Source organism: Pantoea sp. SGAir0175, assembly GCF_043547855.1.
Map to the genome: position 1 here is coordinate 1,020,515 of NZ_CP028081.1, position 26,958 is coordinate 1,047,472.

16 protein-coding genes, 2 tRNA genes and 3 rRNA genes are annotated in these 26,958 nt (G+C 56.8%); 10 read left to right on the top strand and 11 right to left on the bottom strand.

Annotation, left to right across the window (positions count from 1 at the left end):
* Positions 1-53 precede the first annotated feature (53 nt).
* The 9 genes from rluD to C1N56_RS04580 all read left to right on the top strand — a co-directional run bounded on the left by rluD (position 54) and on the right by C1N56_RS04580 (position 11,778).
* Entirely contained in the window at positions 54-1,034 is a 981-nt protein-coding gene (gene rluD / locus C1N56_RS04540; RefSeq protein ID WP_132467020.1) for a 23S rRNA pseudouridine(1911/1915/1917) synthase RluD, read from the top strand.
* The gene (yfiH, locus tag C1N56_RS04545; RefSeq protein ID WP_260642498.1) at positions 1,031-1,759 is read left to right on the top strand and encodes a purine nucleoside phosphorylase YfiH; all 729 of its coding nucleotides are present in this window, start codon (positions 1,031-1,033) and stop codon (positions 1,757-1,759) included. Before rluD ends, yfiH begins: the two co-directional genes overlap by 4 nt.
* 125 nt (positions 1,760-1,884) lie before the next feature.
* On the top strand, positions 1,885-4,458 hold the full coding sequence (gene clpB, locus C1N56_RS04550; protein WP_021507314.1) for an ATP-dependent chaperone ClpB: 2,574 nt from the start codon (positions 1,885-1,887) through the stop codon (positions 4,456-4,458).
* Positions 4,459-4,932: 474 nt separating this feature from the next.
* A 16S ribosomal RNA gene (locus C1N56_RS04555) occupies positions 4,933-6,473 on the top strand.
* Between the two features lie 74 nt (positions 6,474-6,547).
* Positions 6,548-6,624: transfer RNA gene (locus C1N56_RS04560), tRNA-Ile, on the top strand.
* 149 nt (positions 6,625-6,773) lie between these two features.
* Positions 6,774-6,849: transfer RNA gene (locus C1N56_RS04565), tRNA-Ala, on the top strand.
* Between the two features lie 198 nt (positions 6,850-7,047).
* Positions 7,048-9,952 (top strand): 23S ribosomal RNA (locus C1N56_RS04570).
* Positions 9,953-10,149: 197 nt separating this feature from the next.
* Positions 10,150-10,265, top strand: a 5S ribosomal RNA gene (gene rrf, locus C1N56_RS04575).
* The 16S, 23S and 5S rRNA genes sit together here with 2 tRNA genes alongside, the layout of an rRNA operon.
* 211 nt (positions 10,266-10,476) lie before the next feature.
* Positions 10,477-11,778: an MFS family transporter gene (locus C1N56_RS04580; RefSeq protein ID WP_088516799.1), complete on the top strand. Its 1,302-nt coding sequence runs from the start codon at positions 10,477-10,479 to the stop codon at positions 11,776-11,778.
* On the opposite strand, the gene C1N56_RS04585 is transcribed toward C1N56_RS04580, so the two are convergent.
* From C1N56_RS04585 to trxC, 5 genes are all read right to left on the bottom strand, one after another.
* The gene (locus C1N56_RS04585) at positions 11,779-12,099 is read right to left on the bottom strand and encodes a YfiM family lipoprotein (RefSeq protein WP_275028204.1); all 321 of its coding nucleotides are present in this window, start codon (positions 12,097-12,099) and stop codon (positions 11,779-11,781) included.
* A 3-nt stretch (positions 12,100-12,102) separates the two neighbouring features.
* Positions 12,103-13,461: a CDP-diacylglycerol--serine O-phosphatidyltransferase gene (gene pssA / locus C1N56_RS04590; RefSeq protein WP_193752257.1), complete on the bottom strand. Its 1,359-nt coding sequence runs from the start codon at positions 13,459-13,461 to the stop codon at positions 12,103-12,105.
* An 83-nt stretch (positions 13,462-13,544) separates the two neighbouring features.
* Entirely contained in the window at positions 13,545-16,232 is a 2,688-nt protein-coding gene (locus tag C1N56_RS04595; protein ID WP_394517450.1) for a bifunctional acetate--CoA ligase family protein/GNAT family N-acetyltransferase, read from the bottom strand.
* 86 nt (positions 16,233-16,318) lie between these two features.
* Positions 16,319-17,011, bottom strand: a complete 693-nt coding sequence (locus C1N56_RS04600; RefSeq protein ID WP_394517172.1) for a tRNA-uridine aminocarboxypropyltransferase — start codon at positions 17,009-17,011, stop codon at positions 16,319-16,321.
* A 76-nt stretch (positions 17,012-17,087) separates the two neighbouring features.
* Positions 17,088-17,507, bottom strand: coding sequence for a thioredoxin TrxC (gene trxC / locus C1N56_RS04605; RefSeq protein WP_021313847.1), 420 nt, complete (start codon positions 17,505-17,507; stop codon positions 17,088-17,090).
* Positions 17,508-17,663: 156 nt separating this feature from the next.
* On the opposite strand from trxC, the gene C1N56_RS04610 reads away from it, so the two are divergent.
* Entirely contained in the window at positions 17,664-18,776 is a 1,113-nt protein-coding gene (locus C1N56_RS04610; RefSeq protein WP_141496556.1) for a tRNA/rRNA methyltransferase, read from the top strand.
* Positions 18,777-18,818: 42 nt separating this feature from the next.
* Here the strand turns inward: C1N56_RS04610 and emrB are convergent, their stop codons facing one another.
* The 6 genes from emrB to proV all read right to left on the bottom strand — a co-directional run bounded on the left by emrB (position 18,819) and on the right by proV (position 26,380).
* Positions 18,819-20,354, bottom strand: a complete 1,536-nt coding sequence (gene emrB, locus C1N56_RS04615) for a multidrug efflux MFS transporter permease subunit EmrB (protein WP_021506464.1) — start codon at positions 20,352-20,354, stop codon at positions 18,819-18,821.
* 17 nt (positions 20,355-20,371) lie between these two features.
* The gene (gene emrA, locus C1N56_RS04620) at positions 20,372-21,544 is read right to left on the bottom strand and encodes a multidrug efflux MFS transporter periplasmic adaptor subunit EmrA (RefSeq protein WP_058770894.1); all 1,173 of its coding nucleotides are present in this window, start codon (positions 21,542-21,544) and stop codon (positions 20,372-20,374) included.
* A 149-nt stretch (positions 21,545-21,693) separates the two neighbouring features.
* Complete coding sequence (mprA, locus tag C1N56_RS04625) at positions 21,694-22,224, bottom strand: transcriptional repressor MprA (RefSeq protein WP_021506466.1); 531 nt, start codon at positions 22,222-22,224, stop codon at positions 21,694-21,696.
* Positions 22,225-22,937: 713 nt separating this feature from the next.
* Positions 22,938-23,933: a glycine betaine/L-proline ABC transporter substrate-binding protein ProX gene (gene proX, locus C1N56_RS04630; protein ID WP_058770893.1), complete on the bottom strand. Its 996-nt coding sequence runs from the start codon at positions 23,931-23,933 to the stop codon at positions 22,938-22,940.
* A 63-nt stretch (positions 23,934-23,996) separates the two neighbouring features.
* Positions 23,997-25,187 carry a glycine betaine/L-proline ABC transporter permease ProW gene (proW, locus tag C1N56_RS04635; protein WP_132464645.1) on the bottom strand — a complete coding sequence of 397 codons (1,191 nt, stop codon included), beginning with the start codon at positions 25,185-25,187 and terminating at the stop codon, positions 23,997-23,999.
* Positions 25,184-26,380 carry a glycine betaine/L-proline ABC transporter ATP-binding protein ProV gene (proV, locus tag C1N56_RS04640; protein WP_394517173.1) on the bottom strand — a complete coding sequence of 399 codons (1,197 nt, stop codon included), beginning with the start codon at positions 26,378-26,380 and terminating at the stop codon, positions 25,184-25,186. The genes proW and proV overlap by 4 nt, the downstream gene beginning before the upstream one ends.
* Between the last annotated feature and the right edge of the window lie 578 nt (positions 26,381-26,958).

Consider the following 26,958-nt stretch of genomic DNA (forward strand, 5'->3'; position numbering starts at 1 on the left):
ATTATATTAAACGGCATCGCCGTGAAAACCCAACGTTAACGAAGAAGCTGTATATGGCACAACAAGTTCAACTCACCGCAACGGTGTCCGAAGCACAGCTTGGACAACGCTTAGATCAGACTTTGGCGGAATTGTTCCCTGATTATTCACGTTCCCGCATAAAAGAGTGGATCCTTGAGCGTCGGGTCAGCGTCAACGGCACCATCATCGATAAACCGAAAGAGAAAGTACTCGGCGGTGAGCGGGTGGCGATTGATGCCGAGATCGAAGAGGAGCAGCGCTGGGAAGCGCAAAATATTCCGCTGGATATCGTTTATGAAGATGACCACATCCTGGTGATCAACAAACCGCGCGACTTAGTGGTCCACCCTGGCGCCGGTAATCCGGACGGCACGGTGCTGAATGCGCTGCTTTATCACTATCCGGCGATTGCCGACGTGCCGCGCGCCGGCATCGTGCACCGTCTGGATAAAGACACCACCGGACTGATGGTAGTGGCCAAAACGGTACCGGCGCAGACGCATCTGGTTGAAACGCTGCAGCTGCGTGAAATCACCCGCGAATATGAAGCGGTGGCGATTGGCACCATGACCGCCGGCGGTACGGTGAATGAGCCGATGGCGCGTCACTCTACCAAGCGTACCCACATGGCAGTGCATCCGATGGGCAAGCCAGCGACAACCCACTATCGCATCATGGAGCATTTCCGCGCTCATACGCGTTTACGCCTGCGCCTGGAAACCGGCCGTACTCACCAGATTCGCGTGCACATGGCGCACATTAACCATCCGCTGGTGGGCGATCCGCTGTACGGTGGTCGTCCGCGTCCGCCAAAGGGCGCTTCTGAGGCTTTCATCAGTACGCTGCGCGGTTTTGACCGCCAGGCGCTGCACGCCACTATGCTGCGTCTTTATCATCCGATCACCGGGATTGAGATGGAGTGGCACGCGCCATTGCCGCAGGACATGGTGGATCTGATTGATGCACTGAAAGCCGATACCGACGAGTTCCGCGATCAGCTGGACTGGCTATGAGTGACTGGATCGTGCCGCAGTGGCCGGCGCCGGCGCGCGTGCAGGCTTATTCGACCACGCGGCACGGCGGCGTTAGCGCGGCGCCATGGGATTCCCTCAACCTCGGCGCGCACGTCGGGGACGAGGCGGATTGCGTGATGCACAATCGTCAGCGCGTGGCAGAGCAGCTGGCGCTACCGGCGATGCCGCAGTGGCTGGAGCAGGTGCACGGCCAGACGGTGGCGCGTCTGCCGGCGGCTGCGTCCCTGCCGCGAGCCGATGCGGCGATAACGCGGGAAAGTGGCGTGGTGTGTGCAGTGATGACCGCCGACTGCCTGCCGGTGCTGTTTTGCAGCCATGATGGCAGCGAAGTTGCCGCGGTACATGCCGGCTGGCGCGGGTTGTGTCATGGAGTGCTGGAGCAAACGCTGGCACAGTTTCACTGCCCGGCGAGCGAGGTTCATGCCTGGCTCGGTCCGGCGATTGGTCCGCAGGCATTTGAAGTGGGGGCCGAGGTGCGCAGTGCGTTCCTGGCGCAGGATGCCGCTGCCGATGCGGCTTTTCGCCCGGCCGGTGAGAAATATTTTGCCGATATCTGGCTGCTGGCAACCCAGCGTCTGCAGGCCGCTGGCGTGCAATCTGTCACGGCTGAGAAGCGCTGTACCTATCAGGAAAGCGCCGATTTTTTCTCCTTCCGACGCGACGGAATCACCGGGCGTATGGCAACTTTGATTTGGCTGAGATAACCTTACGCCGCAAGACGATCCAGTAAGCGTATTTTTTGCTCACAACTCAGGTCATTAACCTTGAAAATTTGAGGGATGACCTCATTTAATCTCCAGTAGCATTTTGACCTGTAATGGGAGGAATCATGCGTCTGGATCGTCTTACCAACAAATTCCAGTTGGCCCTTGCCGATGCACAGTCCCTTGCTCTGGGACACGATAATCAATTCATCGAACCCCTGCACCTGATGAGCGCGCTGCTCAACCAGGAGGGTGGATCGGTACGTCCGCTGCTCAGCGCGGCGGGAGCGGATGTCGCTAACCTGCGTACCAGCATCGAACAAGCCATCAATCGTTTGCCGCAGGTCGAAGGGACCGACGGCGACGTTCAGCCATCAGCGGATTTGGTCCGGGTACTGAATCTGTGTGACAAGCTGGCGCAAAAGCGCGGCGACAACTTTATTTCATCTGAATTATTTGTTCTGGCGGCCCTCGAATCGCGCGGCTCGCTGGCGGACTTACTGAAGTCTGCCGGTGCCACGGCGGACAAACTCGCTAAGGCCATCGAGCAACTGCGGGGAGGGGAAAACGTGAACGATCAGGGGGCTGAAGATCAGCGCCAGGCTTTGAAAAAATACACCATCGATCTGACGGAGCGCGCTGAGCTCGGCAAGTTAGATCCGGTTATCGGGCGTGACGAAGAGATTCGCCGCACCATTCAGGTATTGCAGCGCCGAACCAAAAATAACCCGGTGCTCATCGGTGAACCGGGCGTCGGTAAAACCGCCATCGTTGAAGGGCTGGCACAGCGCATCATTAACGGCGAAGTGCCGGAAGGGCTGAAAGGCCGGCGCGTTCTGGCGCTGGATATGGGCGCGCTGGTGGCCGGTGCGAAATATCGCGGCGAGTTTGAAGAGCGCCTGAAAGGCGTACTGAATGACCTCGCGAAGCAGGAAGGCAACGTCATTCTGTTTATCGATGAACTGCATACCATGGTCGGCGCCGGTAAAGCAGACGGCGCGATGGATGCCGGCAACATGCTGAAGCCGGCGCTGGCGCGCGGTGAACTGCACTGCGTGGGTGCCACCACGCTGGATGAATATCGCCAGTACATTGAGAAAGATGCCGCGCTGGAGCGCCGCTTCCAGAAAGTGTTCGTCGCCGAACCGAGCGTGGAAGACACCATCGCCATTCTGCGTGGCCTGAAAGAGCGTTATGAGCTGCATCACCATGTGCAAATTACCGATCCGGCTATTGTCGCTGCGGCAACATTGTCGCATCGCTATATTGCCGATCGCCAGTTGCCGGATAAAGCCATTGACCTGATTGATGAGGCGGCGTCGAGTATTCGTTTGCAGATTGACTCCAAACCGGAACCGCTCGATCGTCTCGAACGGCGTATCATCCAGCTCAAACTGGAGCAGCAGGCGCTGAAGAAAGAATCGGATGATGCCAGCGTTAAGCGTCTGGAGATGCTGGAAAGCGAGCTGGATCAGAAAGAGCGCGAATATGCTGAGCTCGAAGAAGAGTGGAAAGCGGAAAAAGCCTCGCTGACCGGCACGCAAAACATCAAAGCCGAGCTGGAGCAGGCGCGTCTGGCTATGGAGCAGGCACGGCGTGTGGGTGACCTTGGCCAGATGTCGGAACTGCAGTACGGCAAAATTCCGGAGCTGGAAAAACAGCTGGCAAGCGCCACGCAGGCTGAAGGTAAAACCATGAAGCTGTTACGCAACCGCGTAACGGATGTCGAGATCGCCGATGTGCTGGCGCGCTGGACCGGTATTCCGGTGGCCCGCATGATGGAAGGCGAGCGCGATAAACTGTTGCGGATGGAGCAGGAGCTGCATGCCCGGGTTATCGGTCAGGACGAAGCGGTTGAAGCAGTATCGAACGCCATTCGCCGTAGCCGCGCCGGTTTGTCTGACCCGAACCGGCCAATCGGATCGTTCCTGTTCCTTGGACCGACCGGTGTAGGTAAAACCGAGCTGTGTAAGGCGCTGGCTAATTTCCTGTTCGATAGCGACGACGCGATGGTGCGTATCGATATGTCTGAATTCATGGAGAAACATTCAGTGTCGCGTCTGGTCGGGGCACCTCCAGGCTACGTCGGTTATGAAGAGGGCGGTTACCTGACAGAGGCGGTGCGTCGTCGCCCTTACTCGGTGATTTTGCTGGATGAGGTGGAAAAAGCGCATCCGGATGTGTTCAACATTCTGCTGCAGGTACTGGATGACGGGCGTCTGACCGATGGTCAGGGGCGCACCGTGGACTTCCGCAATACCGTGGTGATCATGACATCTAACCTCGGTTCGGATCTGATTCAGGAACGTTTCGGCGCGCTTGATTACGCGGAAATGAAAGATGTGGTGATGACGGTCGTCGGACACCATTTCCGTCCGGAGTTCATCAACCGTATTGATGAGGTGGTGGTATTCCATCCGCTGGGTGAAAAACATATTGCCTCAATTGCGCAGATTCAGCTGCAGCGGCTGTATCAGCGTCTGGAAGAGCGCGGTTATCAGCTGCACATTTCCGACGCGGCGCTGAAACTGCTGGGCGAAAATGGTTACGATCCGGTTTACGGCGCGCGGCCATTGAAACGGGCTATTCAGCAGCAGATTGAAAACCCGCTGGCGCAGAAGATTTTGTCTGGCGCGCTGGTTCCGGGAAAAACCATCGAAATGGATGTGCAGGACGACGCCATCGTCGCACATCAATAACGCAACGTGACAAAAACGGGCCTCAGGGCCCGTTTTTTTATGCTGTTTCGCAAGAATCAGCTGGTTTTTGCAACGTGTTGCCTGGAAAGTGAGCGGTCGCGCAAAAACTGCAAATTAGCGCTTGTCAGGCGAAACGAAGTCCCTATAATGCGCCACCACTGAGACGGCAAAGCGGCAACGCAGGCGGCTCAGCAGGGCGTGAAGTGATTCACCCCGCCGGAGAAAAACGCTGAAAAAAGTGTTTGACTCTGAAGGAGGAAAGCGTAATATACGCCACCTCGCGACAGCAGGCCGAACGCCGCGTCGCACCGCTCTTTAACAATTTATCAGACAATCTGTGTGGGCACTCGCAGGATTGATATCACAAGCCTACGGGCTTTAAAAAATATCAAGTCTTTGCTGAGTGAACACGTAATTCATTACGAAGTTTAATTCACAGAGCATCGCTGCACTCGTTGCAGCAAATCAAACTTTAAATTGAAGAGTTTGATCATGGCTCAGATTGAACGCTGGCGGCAGGCCTAACACATGCAAGTCGAACGGCAGCACAGAAGAGCTTGCTCTTTGGGTGGCGAGTGGCGGACGGGTGAGTAATGTCTGGGAAACTGCCCGATGGAGGGGGATAACTACTGGAAACGGTAGCTAATACCGCATAACGTCGCAAGACCAAAGTGGGGGACCTTCGGGCCTCACACCATCGGATGTGCCCAGATGGGATTAGCTAGTAGGTGGGGTAATGGCTCACCTAGGCGACGATCCCTAGCTGGTCTGAGAGGATGACCAGCCACACTGGAACTGAGACACGGTCCAGACTCCTACGGGAGGCAGCAGTGGGGAATATTGCACAATGGGCGCAAGCCTGATGCAGCCATGCCGCGTGTATGAAGAAGGCCTTCGGGTTGTAAAGTACTTTCAGCGGGGAGGAAGGCGGTGAGGTTAATAACCTCGCCGATTGACGTTACCCGCAGAAGAAGCACCGGCTAACTCCGTGCCAGCAGCCGCGGTAATACGGAGGGTGCAAGCGTTAATCGGAATTACTGGGCGTAAAGCGCACGCAGGCGGTCTGTTAAGTCAGATGTGAAATCCCCGGGCTTAACCTGGGAACTGCATTTGAAACTGGCAGGCTTGAGTCTCGTAGAGGGGGTAGAATTCCAGGTGTAGCGGTGAAATGCGTAGAGATCTGGAGGAATACCGGTGGCGAAGGCGGCCCCCTGGACGAAGACTGACGCTCAGGTGCGAAAGCGTGGGGAGCAAACAGGATTAGATACCCTGGTAGTCCACGCCGTAAACGATGTCGACTTGGAGGTTGTGCCCTTGAGGCGTGGCTTCCGGAGCTAACGCGTTAAGTCGACCGCCTGGGGAGTACGGCCGCAAGGTTAAAACTCAAATGAATTGACGGGGGCCCGCACAAGCGGTGGAGCATGTGGTTTAATTCGATGCAACGCGAAGAACCTTACCTGGCCTTGACATCCAGAGAACTTAGCAGAGATGCTTTGGTGCCTTCGGGAACTCTGAGACAGGTGCTGCATGGCTGTCGTCAGCTCGTGTTGTGAAATGTTGGGTTAAGTCCCGCAACGAGCGCAACCCTTATCCTTTGTTGCCAGCGGCTCGGCCGGGAACTCAAAGGAGACTGCCGGTGATAAACCGGAGGAAGGTGGGGATGACGTCAAGTCATCATGGCCCTTACGGCCAGGGCTACACACGTGCTACAATGGCGCATACAAAGAGAAGCGACCTCGCGAGAGCAAGCGGACCTCATAAAGTGCGTCGTAGTCCGGATTGGAGTCTGCAACTCGACTCCATGAAGTCGGAATCGCTAGTAATCGTAGATCAGAATGCTACGGTGAATACGTTCCCGGGCCTTGTACACACCGCCCGTCACACCATGGGAGTGGGTTGCAAAAGAAGTAGGTAGCTTAACCTTCGGGAGGGCGCTTACCACTTTGTGATTCATGACTGGGGTGAAGTCGTAACAAGGTAACCGTAGGGGAACCTGCGGTTGGATCACCTCCTTACCTGAAGATACCTTCCCGCGAAGTGCTCACACAGATTGTCTGATAGAAAAGTAACGAGCAGAAAAAACCTCTACAGGCTTGTAGCTCAGGTGGTTAGAGCGCACCCCTGATAAGGGTGAGGTCGGTGGTTCAAGTCCACTCAGGCCTACCAGATTTCTTCTCATGCCGCGTTATGTTTCCGGCTCGCATAGTTCACTATGCTTCGCGAAAACATGCCTTGCCTGAGACGAAATCACATTTCCCGTGTGAGAAACGTGACTCCTGGTGAGTGGTAGTAGATGGTCTCTGCAGTGACTGTATGGGGCTATAGCTCAGCTGGGAGAGCGCCTGCCTTGCACGCAGGAGGTCAGCGGTTCGATCCCGCTTAGCTCCACCATTACAGTACTGAAACTTACTTCAGAGTATACCGGCGACGGTGTGCTGCGAAGTATTTGCTCTTTAACAATCCGGAACAAGCTGAAAATTTGAAACGACGCGTCGCTTCATTTCTCCGTAATAAGAAATGAATCACGATGCGTTCGAGTCTCTCAAATGCTTGCAGTCCGCAGCGTTGCAAAACGCCTGTGGGTTGTGAGGTTAAGCGACTAAGCGTACACGGTGGATGCCCTGGCAGTCAGAGGCGATGAAGGACGTGCTAATCTGCGAAAAGCGACGGTAAGGTGATATGAACCGCTACAGCCGTCGATGTCCGAATGGGGAAACCCAATGCACTTGTGCATTATCGTTAACTGAATACATAGGTTAACGAGGCGAACCGGGGGAACTGAAACATCTAAGTACCCCGAGGAAAAGAAATCAACCGAGATTCCCCCAGTAGCGGCGAGCGAACGGGGAGCAGCCCAGGACCTGAATCAGCTTGTGCATCAGTGGAAGCGTCTGGAAAGTCGCGCGATACCGGGTGACAGCCCCGTACACGAAGATGCATGAGCTGTGAGTCCGACGAGTAGGGCGGGACACGTGGTATCCTGTCTGAACATGGGGGGACCATCCTCCAAGGCTAAATACTCCTGACTGACCGATAGTGAACCAGTACCGTGAGGGAAAGGCGAAAAGAACCCCGGCGAGGGGAGTGAAACAGAACCTGAAACCGTGTACGTACAAGCAGTGGGAGCCTACTTGTTAGGTGACTGCGTACCTTTTGTATAATGGGTCAGCGACTTATATTCTGTAGCAAGGTTAACCGCATAGGGGAGCCGAAGGGAAACCGAGTCTTAATTGGGCGTTAAGTTGCAGGGTATAGACCCGAAACCCGGTGATCTAGCCATGGGCAGGTTGAAGGTTGGGTAACACTAACTGGAGGACCGAACCGACTAATGTTGAAAAATTAGCGGATGACTTGTGGCTGGGGGTGAAAGGCCAATCAAACCGGGAGATAGCTGGTTCTCCCCGAAAGCTATTTAGGTAGCGCCTCGTGAACTCATCTCCGGGGGTAGAGCACTGTTTCGGCTAGGGGGCCATCCCGGCTTACCAACCCGATGCAAACTGCGAATACCGGAGAATGTTATCACGGGAGACACACGGCGGGTGCTAACGTCCGTCGTGAAGAGGGAAACAACCCAGACCGCCAGCTAAGGTCCCAAAGTCATGGTTAAGTGGGAAACGATGTGGGAAGGCACAGACAGCCAGGATGTTGGCTTAGAAGCAGCCATCATTTAAAGAAAGCGTAATAGCTCACTGGTCGAGTCGGCCTGCGCGGAAGATGTAACGGGGCTAAACCATGCACCGAAGCTGCGGCAGCGACGCTTAGGCGTTGTTGGGTAGGGGAGCGTTCTGTAAGCCGCTGAAGGTGTGCTGTGAGGCACGCTGGAGGTATCAGAAGTGCGAATGCTGACATAAGTAACGATAAAGCGGGTGAAAAGCCCGCTCGCCGGAAGACCAAGGGTTCCTGTCCAACGTTAATCGGGGCAGGGTGAGTCGACCCCTAAGGCGAGGCTGAAAAGCGTAGTCGATGGGAAACAGGTTAATATTCCTGTACTTGGTGTTACTGCGAAGGGGGGACGGAGAAGGCTAGGTTATCCGGGCGACGGTTGTCCCGGTTTAAGCGTGCAGGTGTGAAGACCAGGCAAATCCGGTCTTCTTTAACACTGAGGCGTGATGACGAGCCGCTACGGCGGTGAAGTAACTGATGCCCTGCTTCCAGGAAAAGCCTCTAAGCTCCAGGTAACACGAAATCGTACCCCAAACCGACACAGGTGGTCAGGTAGAGAATACCAAGGCGCTTGAGAGAACTCGGGTGAAGGAACTAGGCAAAATGGTGCCGTAACTTCGGGAGAAGGCACGCTGGCGCGTAGGTGAAGGGACTTGCTCCCGGAGCCGAGGCCAGTCGAAGATACCAGCTGGCTGCAACTGTTTATTAAAAACACAGCACTGTGCAAACACGAAAGTGGACGTATACGGTGTGACGCCTGCCCGGTGCCGGAAGGTTAATTGATGGGGTTATCCGCAAGGAGAAGCTCTTGATCGAAGCCCCGGTAAACGGCGGCCGTAACTATAACGGTCCTAAGGTAGCGAAATTCCTTGTCGGGTAAGTTCCGACCTGCACGAATGGCGTAATGATGGCCAGGCTGTCTCCACCCGAGACTCAGTGAAATTGAAATCGCTGTGAAGATGCAGTGTACCCGCGGCAAGACGGAAAGACCCCGTGAACCTTTACTATAGCTTGACACTGAACATTGAGCCTTGATGTGTAGGATAGGTGGGAGGCTTTGAAGCGCGGACGCCAGTCTGCGTGGAGCCAACCTTGAAATACCACCCTTTAATGTTTGATGTTCTAACGTAGGCCCGTAATCCGGGCTGCGGACAGTGTCTGGTGGGTAGTTTGACTGGGGCGGTCTCCTCCCAAAGCGTAACGGAGGAGCACGAAGGTTGGCTAATCCTGGTCGGACATCAGGAGGTTAGTGCAATGGCATAAGCCAGCTTGACTGCGAGAGTGACGGCTCGAGCAGGTGCGAAAGCAGGTCATAGTGATCCGGTGGTTCTGAATGGAAGGGCCATCGCTCAACGGATAAAAGGTACTCCGGGGATAACAGGCTGATACCGCCCAAGAGTTCATATCGACGGCGGTGTTTGGCACCTCGATGTCGGCTCATCACATCCTGGGGCTGAAGTAGGTCCCAAGGGTACGGCTGTTCGCCGTTTAAAGTGGTACGCGAGCTGGGTTTAGAACGTCGTGAGACAGTTCGGTCCCTATCTGCCGTGGGCGCTGGAGAATTGAGGGGGGTTGCTCCTAGTACGAGAGGACCGGAGTGAACGCACCGCTGGTGTTCGGGTTGTCATGCCAATGGCACTGCCCGGTAGCTAAGTGCGGAAGAGATAAGTGCTGAAAGCATCTAAGCACGAAACTTGCCCCGAGATGAGTTCTCCCTGACCCTTTAAGGGTCCTGAAGGGACGTTGAAGACGACGACGTTGATAGGCCGGGTGTGTAAGCGCAGCGATGCGTTGAGCTAACCGGTACTAATGACCCGTGAGGCTTAACCTTACAACGCCAGAGGCGTTTTGGTCCGAGAGACCGAAAAATTTTCAGCTTTGTTCACCGGATTACGTCCAGTGGATTTTGTGCTGTGACAGGGCGGCACGCGAGACGACGGGAAGGAGCATACAGAAGTATGTGACTGAGCGGCGCGAGCGGGGCCAACGCAGTCAGAGCGCGAAAGACGCGGACGAAAACAGAATTTGCCTGGCGGCAACAGCGCGGTGGTCCCACCTGACCCCATGCCGAACTCAGAAGTGAAACGCCGTAGCGCCGATGGTAGTGTGGGGCCTCCCCATGCGAGAGTAGGGAACTGCCAGGCATCAAACCAGTAAAAAAGCCCCGGACGAGAGTCCGGGGCTTTTTTACGTCTGGCGATCGCTAAATCCACTTCACCCCTTGCAAAATCTCTCCCTAAAACTCCAGCTCTGTCACATTTTGTCATCCTGAACGGGCACGAATCCCCCCGCGCCGTCCTCAGATGCTTTACTCATTGCTTTAGCGATGTTCTTCGCAAGGAAATGAGGTAAAAGATGACCGACTTACAACAAAACTCGGCCCAGCCGGAAGCGGCAGCCGTCAGTAAACAACGCATCTGGGCCATTGTCGGCGCGTCGTCCGGCAATCTGGTCGAATGGTTTGATTTCTACGTCTATTCGTTCTTTTCGCTCTATTTTGCCCATGTATTTTTCCCGGCCGGCGACACCACTACCCAACTGCTGCAAACGGCCGGCGTGTTTGCGGCGGGCTTCTTAATGCGTCCCATCGGTGGCTGGCTATTCGGCTACATTGCGGACCGCCACGGCCGAAAAAGCTCGATGTTGATCTCGGTATGCATGATGTGTTTTGGTTCTCTGGTCATCGCCTGTTTACCCGGCTATGGCGAAATAGGCATTGCGGCACCGGTGATTTTACTGCTGGCGCGCATGTTTCAGGGCTTATCGGTGGGCGGTGAATATGGTACCAGCGCTACCTACATGAGTGAGGTGGCACTGGAAGGGCGCAAAGGCTTCTACGCGTCGTTCCAGTACGTCACACTGATTGGCGGTCAGCTGTTAGCCGTGCTGACGGTCGTGGTGCTGCAACAAATCCTCAGTGATGAAGCGCTGCGCAGCTGGGGCTGGCGTATCCCGTTCTTTCTTGGCGCGGTTCTGGCCGTGGTCGCTCTGTGGTTGCGTCGCTCACTGAATGAAACCTCCGAGAAAAAGCACCGGGAACATCGCGATGCCGGCAGCATCCTTGGCCTGCTGCGTAACCATTCGCGCGCCTTCCTGATGGTGCTTGGCTTTACCGCCGGCGGATCGCTGAGCTTCTATACCTTCACAACCTACATGCAGAAATATCTGGTGAACACGGCGGGTATGGATGCGCGTAGCGCCAGTGCGTTGATGACCGGCGCGCTGCTGGTATTCATGCTGATTCAGCCGATTGTGGGCGCGCTATCAGATAAGATTGGCCGGCGGGCATCAATGATGATCTTTGGCGCTGGCGCGGCTATCTGTACCGTGCCGATTTTGATGTTGCTGCAGAATGTGCAAAGTAGCGGGCTGGCGTTCGTGCTGGTGATGCTGGCGCTGATTATTACCAGTTTCTACACCGCCATTAGCGGCATCCTTAAAGCGGAGATGTTCCCGCCGGAAGTGCGGGCGCTCGGCGTGGGGCTTTCCTATGCGGTAGCTAACGCTATCTTTGGTGGTTCGGCCGAATACGTGGCGCTGTTGCTGAAGAAGCACGGCATCGAAACCACCTTCTTCTGGTATGTATCGGCAATGGGCGCGCTGGCATTTCTGATATCACTGATGCTGCACCGCAAAGGGAAGGGGATTGCACTGTGATTACTGGCTCAGGTTCCACAGGGCAATGCCGCTGGCCGCACCGGCGACATCCCAGCTGAGATCTTTCCAGCTCCAGCCGCTCCCGGCAGGGCGGCTGTCCCAGGCTTCTTTGGCCACGCCGAAGCTTAGCGAAAAGAGCAGGCCGAAGCGCAGATTTTGCCCGCGCCCCTGATGTTGATGCTGAGAGATCTCACTGCCAGCGGCAGCCAGAGCGGCAGAGGAGAAAAAGTGTTGTGCTTTATCCTGGCCGGTCCAGCTGTCCTGCGCCACATGCGCACATCCGCTACACAGTAATCCCGCACAGAGGATGAGCGCACGCATCGGCTACAGCAGACGGCTAATAAGGCGATCGATACGGATGCGACGCAGACGGCGAATCAGCTTACGCACCTTAGCCGGATAATCAGAGATGCTCTCCAGCTCGCGGAAATGTTTCACCACCGTGGTGTGCTGACGGATCAGCGTCAGTTCCTTATCGCGCTGCTCTGCCAGCTGGTTGAGCGGATCGTGAATCAGCACCGCATTTTCCAGATCGAGTCGCCAGGCGCGCGGATTGAGGTTATTACCGGTGATCATCATCCACTCGTCATCAACCCAGATGCCTTTCAGGTGATAACTGTTGTCGCCATCTTTCCACAAACGTACCGTCAGCTGGCCGTTATTGACGTAATACTGCAACCGGCTGAGGAAGCGACGCAGGTTGATTTCATACAGATAGGGCAGCGCACCGATAATCTTGAACGGCTCGTGTGGCGGAATGTAGAAATCGTTGGCGGTTTTATCGCCGACGATGATCTCGACCTCTTTGCCCTGACGCAGCAGCTGGATCAGATTGCGCACCAGAATGGCTGGCAGGTTAAAGTACGGCGTGCACAGCGTGAGCTTACGCTCGGCGCAGGGCATTAAATGGAAGATGGTTTTGTTCAGCAGGCTACGTTTACCCAGCCCGACCAGCGGCGTGACGGCCAGTGATTCGTTGCCGGCATCACCGGTAAACTGATAGTTGAAGCTGCGCAGCTCCTGACGAAACTGGCGGGTTTCATTCTTGATTTCCGGGCTGGAGGGACGTTCGGCCTGGTCGAGACGGTTAACGGCCTCAGAATGTTTGAGATTCTCACCAATCCACTGAAACATGGTGTCCGCCAGCTGCGGATTTCGGATCAGCTGATAACGGTCATAACGGTATTTGTCATGCTGATGCAGATAAACATCGTTCAGGCTGGCACCGCTGTAGAGCAGCGTATCGTCAATGATAAAGCCTTTCAGATGCAGCACACCCAGCGCTTCACGGGTGTTCACCGGAATGCCATACACCGGAATCGCGATATCGGGATGCTGCGCCGCCATTTCGCAATACCAGTCGGCATTCGTCAGGCCGCGCGCGGCACCGATACGGCCGCGCTGCGCACGATGCCAGTCCACCAGAATGCTGACATCCAGTTCCGGGCGCGCCTGACGGGCTGCATACAGCGCCTGCATGATGCTGCGCCCGCCGTCATCATTTTCCAGATACAGCGCGGCGATGCAGATGCGTTTTTCTGCCGTAGCAATTTTCGTCAGCAGGGTTTCACGAAACTCGGCGGGCGAGTAAAGCGTGGTCACATCCGACACGGACTGTGACAGTTTAGGCAGCTGTGCGAGGTGTTGTTGGTGTTTATTGCGTTTGAATTTAGACAACATCACAGTGCACTTCTTCTCTGTTCATTGTATGGCCTTTTGCCATCAAATCATGATCCTAACGGTAAATAATAACATCAACCGGCCGGTTAAGGAGGATTTTTACCTTTCTCTACAGCCAGGTCACCGGTGTCAGCCAGCGGTAAATTCAGGCTGACAATGCCATCATCCAGTTGAATATTCACACGAAAATTGAGTTTTCGCGCCAGGGTAATCATGCCGGTATTGTGCGGCATGGTGATACCGTTCAATTGTTGCAGGCCGTGATCGCGCGTATAGCGGATCATCTTTTCCAGCAGCCGCCTGCCCATGCCCAGACCCTTGAGGTCGGAACGCACCAATACCGAAAATTCTGCGTCGATATTGTCAGCATCGGAGATGGCGCGCGTTACGCCGATAATCTCATCGGCACCGTTATGCTGGCGTACTGCGACAATCGCCATCTCCCGGTCGTAATCGATCTGCGTCATGTTCGCCAAATCGTCGTGGGTAAACTCATTGATTTCACTGAAGTAGCGATAGTAAAGGTCTTCTTTGGTGACCTGAGCGATGAAGGCACGTAGCTGCGGTTCATCCTCCGGCAGAATCGGGCGAAACAGGCAGCGCTGGCCATCTTTAAGCTGCACCTGCTCTTCCAGATGGTGCGGATAGGGGCGAATCGCCAGCCGCGCCTCACTGTCGCCATGAAACGGAGCCAGCTGCAGCGTCACGTCCAGCAGGGTAAAAGTATTGGCGGATGCCAGCAGCGGGTGAATATCCAGCCGCTGAATCACCGGACAGTCGACCACCAGGTTTGATACCTGCACCAGCAGCTGACTGAGACCGGTGATGTCCAGCGGTCGCAGTGCACTGCGGCTGCGCACTTTGCCGCTCTTCAGTGCCTGAATCACCAGATAGCGCGCCAGCGTCATATTCAGCGGCGGCAACGCCACGGCGGCCTGCTTGTCCGGCTGCCACTCCACACCGCCTTCGCCCAGCATGATGATCGGGCCAAACAGCGGGTCATGCTCAACCACCACCCGCAACTCCTGTGCACCGGCGCGGTTCGCCATACTTTGCACCAGCAGGCCGTCAATGCGCGCCTGCGGATGCGTTTCACGCACGCGATCGAAGATGGCGTCTGCTGCCTGTTCAACTTCTGCCGCGCTGCGCAGATAGAGCATCACGCCCTGTACATCCGACTTATGCGCAATATCTGGCGAGCGTAGCTTGAGCGCCACCGGATAACCAATCTGGTCGGCAATCTTAGCGGCAGACTGGCTGTCGCTGGCGATCCAGGTTGGCAGCGTCGCCAGCCCGTAAGCCTGCAGTATGGGCTGCACCTCGTGCGTATCCAGCGTGGTAATGCCGCTATCCAGTGCCTGTTGCAGCAGCTGATGTGCCTCGGCGCTGTTTTGCGTCAGGCCCAGCGGCAGCGCTGGCGTTTCGCGTAGCTGTTTCTGGTTACGCCGATACTCAACCTGGTGCATAAATGCCGTCACCGTGCCTTCTGGCGTGCGCCAGGTCGGAATGCCGGCCTGGGTGAATGCGCGGCGGGCTTCCTGCGAAGAGTGTTCGCCGCACCAGTTGGTCAGCAGCGTCACCTGCTTACCCCGCGGATGCGCGGCCACCGCCGCAATAATCTGCGCGGCGGTTTCACTGGCCGGAGAGACGGCGCTGGGTGAATGGATGATCATCAGCGCATCCAGTTCATGGCTGTCGAGCAACTGTGTTACGCAGGCCACGTACAGCGCGGGCGTCGCATGATCTTTCAAATCCAGCGGATTACCGCGCCCGATGCCCTCCGGCAGCAGGGCCGCCAGCGCCTGCAGCGTGGGCTCATCCAGCGTCGCCAGCTTGCCGTTACGCGCATAGAGTTCATCCAGCGCCAGCGCTGCCGGGGCTGCGCCGTTGCTGATAATCATCAGGCGCTCACCGCGCAGCGGGCGCATGTGGCTGAGCGACTCCACGGCGGAAAACAGCTCATGCGTGTCCTGCACGCGCAGCAGACCGGCGCGCTGAATGGCGGCATCCCAGGCGGCATCCAGCCCGCTGGCGGTGCCGATCATCGCCTGTGCCTGATGGCTGCGACCGCTTTTGATCACCAGAATCGGTTTATTACGCGCTGCGCTACGCGAGGCAGAAACGAAGCGCCGGGCGTCGCTCAGGTGTTCCAGGTAGAGCAAAATGGCGCTGGTTTTGCCATCGCGTGCAAGAAAATCCAGCAGGTCGTCGACATCAATATCCAGGCTGTCGCCCAGGGCGATAAACCACGAAAAGCCCAGGTTGCGCTGTTGCGCCCAGTCGAGAATGGTGTTGGAAACCGCCGCCGATTGCGAAATAAAGGCGATGCGTCCTTTCGCAATCGGTACCGGTGAGAAGCTGGCATTCAGCCCCTGCCAGGGGGCTAACAGGCCCAGACTGTTGGGGCCCAGCAGGCGCATCTGCCACTGGCTGGCACAGGCTTTCAGCGCCTCCAGCTGGCTGGCCGGGGCGGAGAGAATAATACAGGCTTTACAGCCTTTTTCTCCCAGCTGCTGTAACAGTTCCAGGTTGCGTCTGGCGTGGGTGCAGATAATCGCCAGGTCGGGGGCGAAAGGCAGGCTGGCCACGTCCGGCCAGGCCAGCACGCCGCTGACCGCCTTGTATTTGGGCGTGACCGGCAACACCGGACCGCCAAAGCCGCCCGCCAGCAGGTTGCGCATCATCAGATAGCCAGCGCGGCCCGGTTTTACCGACGCACCCAGCACCGCAATTGATTTCGGTCGTAACAGCGCTTCCAGTCCACGTTGGCTCATCATTCGCTCCTGCTCTCGGGATTGGCATGATTGTAAACGCTTTTGCGCCGGTTGCCGATTTGTCGATGTCAGGCTGCGAGCCAGCTTCAGAAATTATCTGCTTGCGCGTGTATCGGATGGTGGGGTTTGCCGGCCAGATAGGCCTGACGAAAGCGTTCGAAGTGTTGCTGCAACGCCTGCGCCGCCGGGATATCACCTGCCTGTTCCAGCAGCGCGGCGGCCACTTCGGCGGTGCAGTGCTGGCCCGGCGCATGGGCTTCGCGCAGCGTGTAGCGCGACGGTGTCGCCACATCCAGTGACATCACCGGAAAGCTATCCAGCCACGGGCTTTTGCGGAACATTTTGCGCGCTTCGGTCCAGGTACCGTCGAGCATAATAAATAGCGGGGGTTTGCCGCCGGTGGGTGGCGTGGTCAGCACCTGGCGATCGGCATCGGCGTAGGCACCGGGAAACACCACCATCGGCTGATAATCCGCCGTCTGCACCGCCGCCAGCAGCGCGGCGTCGGGTTCGGTGCGTGACCAGCCAAAGGCCTGGGTTTCCGGCAGAATGTCGGCAATCAGCCGGCCGGTATTACTGGGTTTCATTGGTTCAGTATCAAACATCACCAGGCAAAACCGGCTGCGCGCCTGTTGCGGCTGCAGGGTCGCGCACAGACAGTTTTTATGTGGCAGCAGGCAGCGCTGACAGCGCAGCACGCGGTTGCCTCGGGCGAGAAACGGGCGCGTGGCACGCGCTAAACGCTGCGCACGCAGGCGCAGAACGGCATTTTCAGACATAGCATCGCGGACAGGGAAAAACGCCAGTGTAATAGAAGGGCAAAAACAAGGCCAGCGCGTGGCTGGCCCTGGGGGATTAGAGTGATTCGTCGAGCCATTCGTTGAATGGCGCTTTCGGCATCGCACCGTTCAGCATGTCCACCATCTCACCGTTTTTGAACAGCATAATGGTTGGGATGCTGCGGATGCGAAAACGCGTGCTGAGCGCAGGTTCCGCCTCAGTGTTCACTTTCACGAAGCGCACTTTGCCGCGCCGCTCGTCGGCGACGTCTTTAAACACCGGCGCGAAGTTCACGCATGGGCCGCACCATGGCGCCCAGAAGTCGACCACGACCGGCAGATCGTCCTGCAGGTATTTATCCAGCGTGGCCGCCGTGGCATTCACCACTTCACCGCTAAACAGCGCATCGCCGCAGCGACCGCATTTGGCTCCGTCGGCCAGACGTTCTTCTGGAACGCGGTTAGTTGCCTGACAGGAGGCACATACAGTATTCATCGTCACCTCAAACCGGACCTGTAAATCTTAGGATTGGTGAACATTATGAAAAGGTTGAATGCTATGCTCAATCTGGATTAAGCAATAGGTTCAATAGTTGATAGCTAAGCGCCGACACATCAGGTAATCTTCGCGCTCTCAATGCTGGAGGAACAGATGAACGACGAATTTAAAGGCAAAAGCGGCAAGGTAAAAGTGATGTACGTACGTGATGAGGAGGGCGGTCAGAAGCCAAATCCCCGTACCGGCAAAGGCGGCCGTCCTGCTGCGCGCCAGGAAGAGAATCGTCGCTCTGGTCCTCGCAGCACCCGTAATAATGAAGAGAGCGGTCGTCCGCGCACCGCCCGTGGCGATGATGCCGGGCGTTCGCGTGGTCCGCGTGACGATAGCGCGCGCGGTCGTCGCAGCGATCGGGACGATCGTGGCTTCAGTGATTCACCGTGGCGCACCGTGTCACGTCCGCCTGTCGCCGCTGAAGCGGATGCGGGTGACGAAGCGGCCAGCAGCAAGCCGGTTATCGACCCGGAACTGATTCGCCGTCAGCGTCAGGAAGAGACGCGCGTGTATGGCGAAAACGCCTGCCAGGCGCTGTTCCAGAGCCGTCCCGAAAGCATCGTCCGTGCCTGGTTCGTGCAAAGCGTCACGCCGCGCTTCCGCGAAACCCTGCGCTGGCTGGCAGCAAACCGCAAAGCCTATCACGTGGTGGACGACGCCGAGCTGGCGAAAGCGTCCGGGACTGAACACCACGGCGGCGTGTGCTTCATTATTAAGAAGCGCATGGGCATGCCGGTGGCGGAATGGCTGCAGCAGGCGCAGAGCAAAGATTGCGTACTGGCGCTGGAAGATGTCAGCAACCCGCACAACCTTGGCGGTATCATGCGCAGCTGCGCGCACTTTGGCGTCAAAGGTTTGCTGGTCAATGATGCCTCACTGCTGGAGTCGGGTGCCGCAGTCCGCACGGCTGAAGGTGGTGCAGAGCACGTTCAGGCGATCAGCGGCGAAAGCTTTGCTGCGGGTCTGGAAGCGTTCCGCAAAGCCGGTTACACCATTGTGACCACATCCAGCCACGCCGGTACGCCACTGGCGCAGGCGGCGCTGCCAGCCAAAATGGTACTGGTGCTGGGTCAGGAGCGTGAAGGTCTGTCAGACAGCGCATTTCAGCAGGGCGATATCAGCCTGTCGATTGGCGGTACCGGCAACGTTGAAAGCCTCAACGTCTCGGTCGCGACCGGTATCCTGCTCGCCGAATGGTGGCGTCAGAACGCATAAATAAAAAAACGGGCCGCTGTGGCCCGTTTTTGTTTCTGTCACTCAGTGCGCGCCACCGCCGCCACCGCCTGCGCCAAACGGCGGACGGGCAAACCACACCAGAACCAGCAGGACCAAAAACACCCCCGCCGATGCCCAGAAGATCTCGTTAGCCGAGATAATCAGGCCCTGATTAGTAATTTGCTGGGCGATATAAGCCGACGCCTGCTGTTGCGTCATGCCCATGCTTTGCAGCTGGTCATACATTTGCTGCGAATTCGGATTGAATGGATTAACCGACTCCGACAGGTAGCTGTGGTGCATCGATTCGCGGTCTGTCCACATGGTGGTGGTGATTGACGTTCCGATTGAACCCGCCAGCGTACGCACAAAGTTCGACAGGCTGGAGGCCGCCGCCATACGCTCCGGCGGCAGACCGGACAGCGTAATGGTGGTCAGCGGCATAAAGAAGCAGGCCACCGCGAACCCCTGGATAAACTGCGGCCACGCGGAGGCACCGAAATCCATCCCCGGCTCAAACGTATACGCACGCCAGTAGAAGCACACCGCGTACATGATAAAACTAAAGGTCACCAGCCTTCGCATGTCCAGCTTATGGGCGAAGCGACCAATGATCGGCGACAGAATCACCGGAATGATCCCCACCGGCGCCGATGCCAGTCCAGCCCAGGTGGCGGTATAGCCGTATACCTCCTGGAGCAACTGCGGCAGCAGGACGATCGATCCGAAGTACAGCATGTAAGCCAGACTGATCGACAGACAGCCGATGGTGAAATTTCGCTTCTTAAACAGCGACAAATCGACAATCGGGTGATCGTCGGTCAGCTCCCACACCAGCAGCACGGCCAGCGACACCACCGCGACCACCGTCAGCACGATGATTTCGGTTGAGCCAAACCAGTCGAGTTCTTTACCGCGGTCAAGCATCACCTGCAGAGAACCAATCCCCACCACCAGCAGCACCAGACCGACCATATCGATCGGGCGGATCTCAGTTTTGGTTTCGCGCCCGCGCAGGGTTTGCAGCGTCAGCATCACCACCACCACGCCAATTGGCACGTTGATGAAGAAGATCCAGCCCCAGTGATAGTTATCGCTGATCCAGCCGCCGAGAATCGGACCGCAGATCGGCGCAACGATCACCGTCATCGCCCACAGCGACAGCGCCACGCTGCGCTTGGCCGGCGGGTAGTTGTTCAGCAGCAAACTTTGCGACAGCGGAATCAGCGGACCGGCCACCACGCCCTGAATCACGCGGAAGAAGATCAGCATCTCCAGGCTTTCGGACATGCCGCACGCCCATGAGGCCAGCGCGAACAGAATGGTCGACCAGGTGAACAGCTTCACTTCACCGACGCGCTTTGCCAGCCAGCCGGTGATCGGGATCGAGATGGCATTCGCCACCCCGAACGAGGTGATCACCCAGGTGCCCTGCGAGTTGGACGCCCCGAGGTTACCGGCGATGGTCGGGATCGCCACGTTAGCGATGGTGGAGTCGAGTACCTGCATGAACGTCGCCAGCGACAGGGCGATGGTCATCAGAACTAACGGCGCACCTTCAAGCGGCTTTTGTGCCATAACAGCCTCCCGCGAGGTTATTGCGCGTTGGCACGGACAATGTCAGCGATCAGCTGGTTAACCGGCGCAAGGTCGATTGCCAGCGCGTTACTTTCATACGCGGCCTGGGTGCGGACATTGCTGGCCAGCGCGGCGCCATCTTTGTTCTGGGTATCTACTTTCACCAGCGTGGACAGGCCGATACGCAGCGGATGTTGCGCCACTTGCTGCGGATCGAGTTCGATACGCACCGGCAGACGCTGTACCACTTTGATCCAGTTACCGGTGGCGTTCTGCGCTGGCAGCAGCGAGAAGGCGCTACCGGTGCCCATATCCAGACCAACCACTTTGCCGTGATACTCCACATCATCGCCGTAGATATCACTGATTACCGTGGCGGGCTGACCGATGCGCACGCCTGCCAGCTGCGTCTCTTTAAAGTTGGCGTCAACCCACAGGTTGGTAGCCGGCACCACCGCCAGCAGCGGTGTGCTGGTGGAGATCTGTGAACCGACCTGCACGCTGCGACGCGAGACATAGCCGTCCATCGGGCTGCGGATGTCGGTGCGCTGCAGCGCCAGCCAGGCATCGCGCAGCTCAGCAGCGCTCTGTTTTACCGCCGGCTGATTTTCGAGGTCGGTATTCAGAATCATCGCCTGGTTCGCGTTGTACTGCTGAATCGCCACGTCCAGCTGGGCTTTCGCCGTGGCCACGGCATCACGCGCGTGCTGCAGCTCTTCGCGACCAATCAGATTGGCGGCACCGAGCGGCTCACGACGTTTCAGGTCGGATTCGGCCTGATCCAGCGCGGTCTGTTGCAGCTTGATGGTGGCCTGATACTGTTTGCCGTTGATCATCAGCTGGTGCGTCTGGCGCACGCTGGTGGCCAGCGCGGTCTGCGCTTTCTCGAATGCCTGCTGCGCATCGGTTTTATCCAGCGACACCAGAATGTCGCCTTTTTTCACCCGATCCGTATCCTCGAACCACACTTTATTCACGCTGCCGGAAACCTGGGCCATCACCTGCACCTGGTTGCCTGCCACGTAGGCGTCATCGGTTTCCTGGAAGTGGCGCAGCACCAGATACCAGTAAGCCAGATAACCCACACCAATCACGATAAACACGATAGCCAGCAGGATCAGCGCACCTTTGCGCTTCTTCTTTTTGTTCGCGGGCTGTTGCGGGCTTTGAGCTTCCGCTGTCGCACTCATGTCGTTCTCCACGTTTGCCATTTAGTCGGGATGTGTTGATCCATCAACACGGTCGCCCGAGTCGAAAAAGCCAGCGTTTGCAACGCTGGCCGGATAAAAGGGGATTAAAATAGCGATTTCGGTGGGTGATTGTGTCGCAGTTCTTGCTATTAACGCGACAGGGAAGCGATAACCTGATCTTCGTCCATTTTATCGAGACGGTTAAGTAACTTACGCGTGATGGCTTCCAGCTGCTCCTGCTCGGTATCGGTCAGCGAGGACCACAGATACTGCAGGCTCTGATGCTGTGGTGGCAGCAGCTGACGTAAGAATTCGTTACCTTTTTCCGTCAGGTGCAGGTGCAGGCAACGGCGATCGTTGTCGCTCTCACGACGCTCGATCCAGCCGCGCTTTTCCAGTTCATCAGCGATACGCGTCGCGTTGGTGCGGGAAGAACCCAGCGCCGAGCTCAGCTCAGAAGGCTGAATGCTCTGGTTTTCCTGCGCGTCCAGCGTAATCAGCGCCATGAATAAAGTTTCGTTAATTCCCTGCGCCTTCAACATTTTGTTGCGATTATCCAGCAGCTTACCCTGCATGTGCATGCACAGACGGGTCAGGATGATCTCCTGCAGCGGAAAATCTTTGTGGCGATTAGCACGGATGTTTAGCATCTGCTCAATGGGAGTAAACGAGCTTTCCATTAAAAACCTCTTAGTTGCAACAAATATAATAATGAGGGTGACAGATTAAGCGTAGTCATATTTTCCGCCTGTGATTGTTTGCACCGTCACACTGTCAGCACCTGGCGTTCCAGGTCGGTCCATAACCCTGGGCTCTGCGCCCTGACCAGCCGCTTTGCAGACAAAGCCGCCATCGTCATCAATTCGCTAAGCGAAACCTTCAGTGGATTGAATAATTTCGCGAGTAAAAATAACTTAGGTGAATAACTGTGTGGCTAACCATAACAAAGCCAATCATTAATGAACAGTATCGCTCACCACTTTGCATTGATCTTTACGTTTTCTAAACACTTTTCCCGGCCGGCTTTGCCGGAGTAAATCAATGGGTTAATCGACAAGGCACCGGTTAGTCCGGGTAACGCGCCAGCACCAGCGGCGTGATGAATTCCGTTCGTCGTCTGCCGTATAACCGGCACGTGGCAGGGTGAATACCTGCGATAACGCAGACTCATCCTGGCGCGGCCGACCCGATGCGGGCGGTGGAAAGGAGACATAGCTGGTGGGAAAAGCGGGTAAATAATCATATGTGGGTAATAGTAACCCAAAAAATTATTTCAATGTTGTGTTAATTAACAGGACGTACCAGTGCGCTATAGCGCACGCTTCGCTTACTGACGGGGCGGGAGGGCGGAAAATGACGGCACCACGTGGCTGAGACGGGGTGCCGCACGGGTTTATTTCGCCGCCGCCATGGCGTCGCTGACCCATTTATCAAATTCCGCCTGATGAGCTTTGATCCAGCCGTCAACGTGGCCGTTGATGTCCGCTTCTGAGGCGTGACCGGCATGCATCGCGGCGTTCTCGGCATTGATGTCGCCAATCGGCAGCTTCATTTCAGCAAACAGTTTTGCCGCCGCCGGATTCTTCTCCGCCCAGGCTTTGTTGGCCACGATATGCATGGTGTTCACCGGGAAGCCATAGTTGGCGCCGTTAGCCAGTCTGGTATCCACTTTGCTCTGCGCGCCTGGCAGTGAGGAGAACGGCACCTGCAGCCACACCACATCTTTACCCGGCTTCAGTACGTCGCTGACCCAGTATGGCGTCCAGGTGTAATAGAGAATCGGTTTACCCTGTTTGAAGCGCGTAATGGTGTCGGCAATCATCGCCGAGTAGTTACCCTGGTTGTGTACCACGGTATCGCTCAGTTTGTAGGCCTCGATCTGATGGTTAATCACCGCTTCACAGCCCCAGCCTGGCGTACAGCCGGTCAGGTCTGCTTTGCCATCGCCATTGGTATCAAACAGTTTGGCCAGCTTTGGATCTTTCAGCTGCTCAATGTTGGTGATGTGATACTGATCGGCGGTTTTCTTGTCGATCAGGTAACCCTGCGCGGCACCGCTGACGTAGGTGCCCTGGCGATAAAATTTATTATCACCGCCGGCGGCTTTGTACATGTCGTCATGCAGCGGTTGCCAGTTGGTGGCGATAAACGTGGCATCACCGCCGGCAATGGTGGTGTAAGCCACGTTGTAATCCACTTCACTCGGCTTCTCAACGGTGTAGCCGAGCTTCTCCAGCGCGCGGCTCACCAGCAGCGTCTGAAAGGTCTCTTCGGAAATGGTACTCTGAGCCGGTTTAACGGTAATGCCTTTGCCCGGAAGGTCGGCGGCGGACACGTGCGTCGCGGCAACCGTGGTCAGGACGGCGGCGAATAGAGCTGTCTTGCGCATAGTCATTCCTTATTTTACGTGTGACGTCGGAGACGGGCGACCGCAGCGGGCCGCCCAAAGAAATCAGGCTTTTTTACTGAATGGACGCAGCAACAAACCCAGCGGCCCGCTGCTGTACCAGTGGCGGCTGCCACGGCTGCGGCTGTCGCGACCTACTGACTGCGTCAGGCGGTCGAGAATGATGGCGAGGATGACGATACCGACGCCGCCCACGCTGGCGAGCCCCATATCGAGACGGCCAATACCGCGCAGCACCATCTGGCCCAGACCGCCAACGGCAATCATCGAGGCGATGACCACCATCGATAGCGCCAGCATCAGCGTCTGATTGACGCCAGCCATAATGGTCGGCATCGCCAGCGGCAGCTGGACCTTGAACAGCATCTGGCGCGGGCTGGCACCGAAAGATTCACTGGCTTCGATCAGGTCAGCCGGCACCTGCTTGATGCCGAGTATGGTGAGACGTACCACCGGCGGCAGGGCAAAGATAATCGTCACCACCACGCCCGGCACGTTGCCGATACCAAACAGCATGACGATGGGCACCAGATAGACGAACGCCGGCGTGGTTTGCATCGCATCCAGCAGGGGCCGCACGATGCGCGCCGCGCGCTCACTGCGCGCCAGCCAGATGCCAAGCGGCAGGCCAATCAGTACGCAGAACAGCAGGGCGGTGAGGACCAGCGCCAGCGTCACCATCGCCTGGGACCAGGCACCGATCATGCCAATCAGCACAAGCGATATCAGCGTGGCGAGGCCCATCGCCGGGCTGGCAATCTGCCAGGCAATCAGTGCGAACACGATGATCGCTACCGGCGCAGGCAGACCCATCAGCAGTTGCTGGAAAGCGCTGAGGATATAATCCACCGGCACGCGAATGCCCTGAAACAGCGGGCGGAAGTGGGTAACTACCCAGTCGATGCCTTCGGTGACCCAGCGATCCAGCGGAATCAGCGTGGTGTGGAACGGATCCAGCAGGCTGAAGTGCTCCGGCGCCGCGGCCGGTGCGCTACTCAGCCAGTCGCTGCTGCTGGCGGCGCTGCTGACGGCATCGTGTCCACCACTGCTGGCGGCATCCGATGTACTGCCGGCGGCGTTGCCCCAGGCATCGGCGGCGCTGGTGCTACTGTCAGCCGGTGTGCTGCTACCTGTCGCGGACCACGGATCGCTGCTGGCTGCGGCGGCGTTGCTGGTGGCGGGTGGTGCGCTGGTCTGGCTGGCGCTTTCCCATGGATTGGCGTTTTGTGCACTCATGGCTGGGCTCCTTCACGATCTAAAGCGCGTAACAGCGTGCTTTTGGAAATGATACCGACGTACTGCTGATCTTCGCCGATCACCGGCACCGCACAGGGCGCCTGCGCGACGTGAGAGAGCAAATCGTTAAGCGAGGTATCGGCAGGAACCGCCAGCGGTGCGTCGAGCAGCGCGTTATCCAGCCCTTCACCTGCGGCGAGTGCCGCTTTCAGCGAGTCAGTGGAGACGACGCCGATGAATTTCTGTTTCTCCAGCACGTAGCCATATTCGCGGTCTTCATCCTGCAGCAGTTTGATCGCCGACCGCGGACCGAAACCGGCGGCCTTACGAATCAGCGCGCCGGCGCTGCGGCGGGCGATATCTTTGGCGCTGAAGACGTGACTGATATCCACGCCGCGGAAGAAGGTGCGCACATAATCGTTGGCCGGATTATTGAGGATTTCATCCGGTGTGCCGACCTGCACCACTTCGCCGCCCTGCATGATGGCGATGCGGTCGCCAATACGCATCGCTTCATCCAGATCGTGGGAAATAAACACGATGGTGCGCTGATGTTTCGCCTGCAGTTTTACCAGTTCATCCTGCATTTCCGTGCGAATTAATGGATCAAGTGCGGAAAAAGCTTCGTCCATTAGCAATATATCCGGATTAATCGCCAGTGCGCGGGCTAATCCAACACGCTGACGCATTCCGCCGGAGAGTTCATCGGGCCAGGCGTGAGCATAATTTCCCAGCCCGACCTGACGCAGCGCGTCGAGCGCTTTTTCCTGCCGCTCCTGCAGCGCCACGCCAGCTAATTCCATGCCGAACGCGGTATTATTTAGCACCGTCATGTGCGGCATCAGTGCGAATGACTGGAATACCATGCTGATTTTATTTCTGCGCACATCACGCAATTCTGCGTCGGATATTTTGGCAATATCGACGCCATCAATAATCACCTGGCCGCGTGTCGGCTCGATCAGACGATTGAGAAGGCGAACCATAGTGGACTTGCCGGAGCCGGACAGCCCCATGATGACAAAGATCTCGCCTTCTTCAATGGCCAGACTGGCATTTTTGACGCCGAGTGAGAGGCCGGTTTTCGCCAGAATACTCTCTTTACTCTCGCCTTTTTCAATCAGCTTAAATGCCTTTTCGGGATGATCGCCAAATACCTTATATAAATTCTTTACTTCGAGTTTAATTGCCATGCAGTAATGAAATTCCTGGTTAAATGTCTGACTATTTCTTGTTGTACCCTGCGTAAATTTAAGCGCCTATACCGTAGCATAGTGAGATTATCTGACAACCCTTGACGGAAATATCTGGCGTGACACGTATGGCGCGATAGTGGCTAATTCCAGTGCCTGCAAGGGATGAGACGGGATAAATTTTTTCTGAGTTTTTTGTGAAATTAAACCGGTTCCGGCCAGAATTATTGCCGGAAGGCGGATAAATCACGCTTAGTCAGGCGAAATATTCCGGCGATGAATGGCGCTAAATAAGTAAAATAATCACGCGCGGAATTAACGTTATTTCGGGGGGACGGCGGGAATGCAGGAGAGAAAAATGAATGATCAGATCGTGGTGGAATCGGCATGAAATTAACCAGGTCGGCATAAATGCCGACCCTGTGGAGGCATCATCAATATAACCGCCGGGGCGCGTTCCGGTCGGCATGAACGCCGACCCTACAGATGCATCAACCTAACCACTGGGGGCATTTCAGGCGACATGATTAACCCAACCGTAGGGTGCGCATTGATGCGCACCGCTTACGGTGCAATGT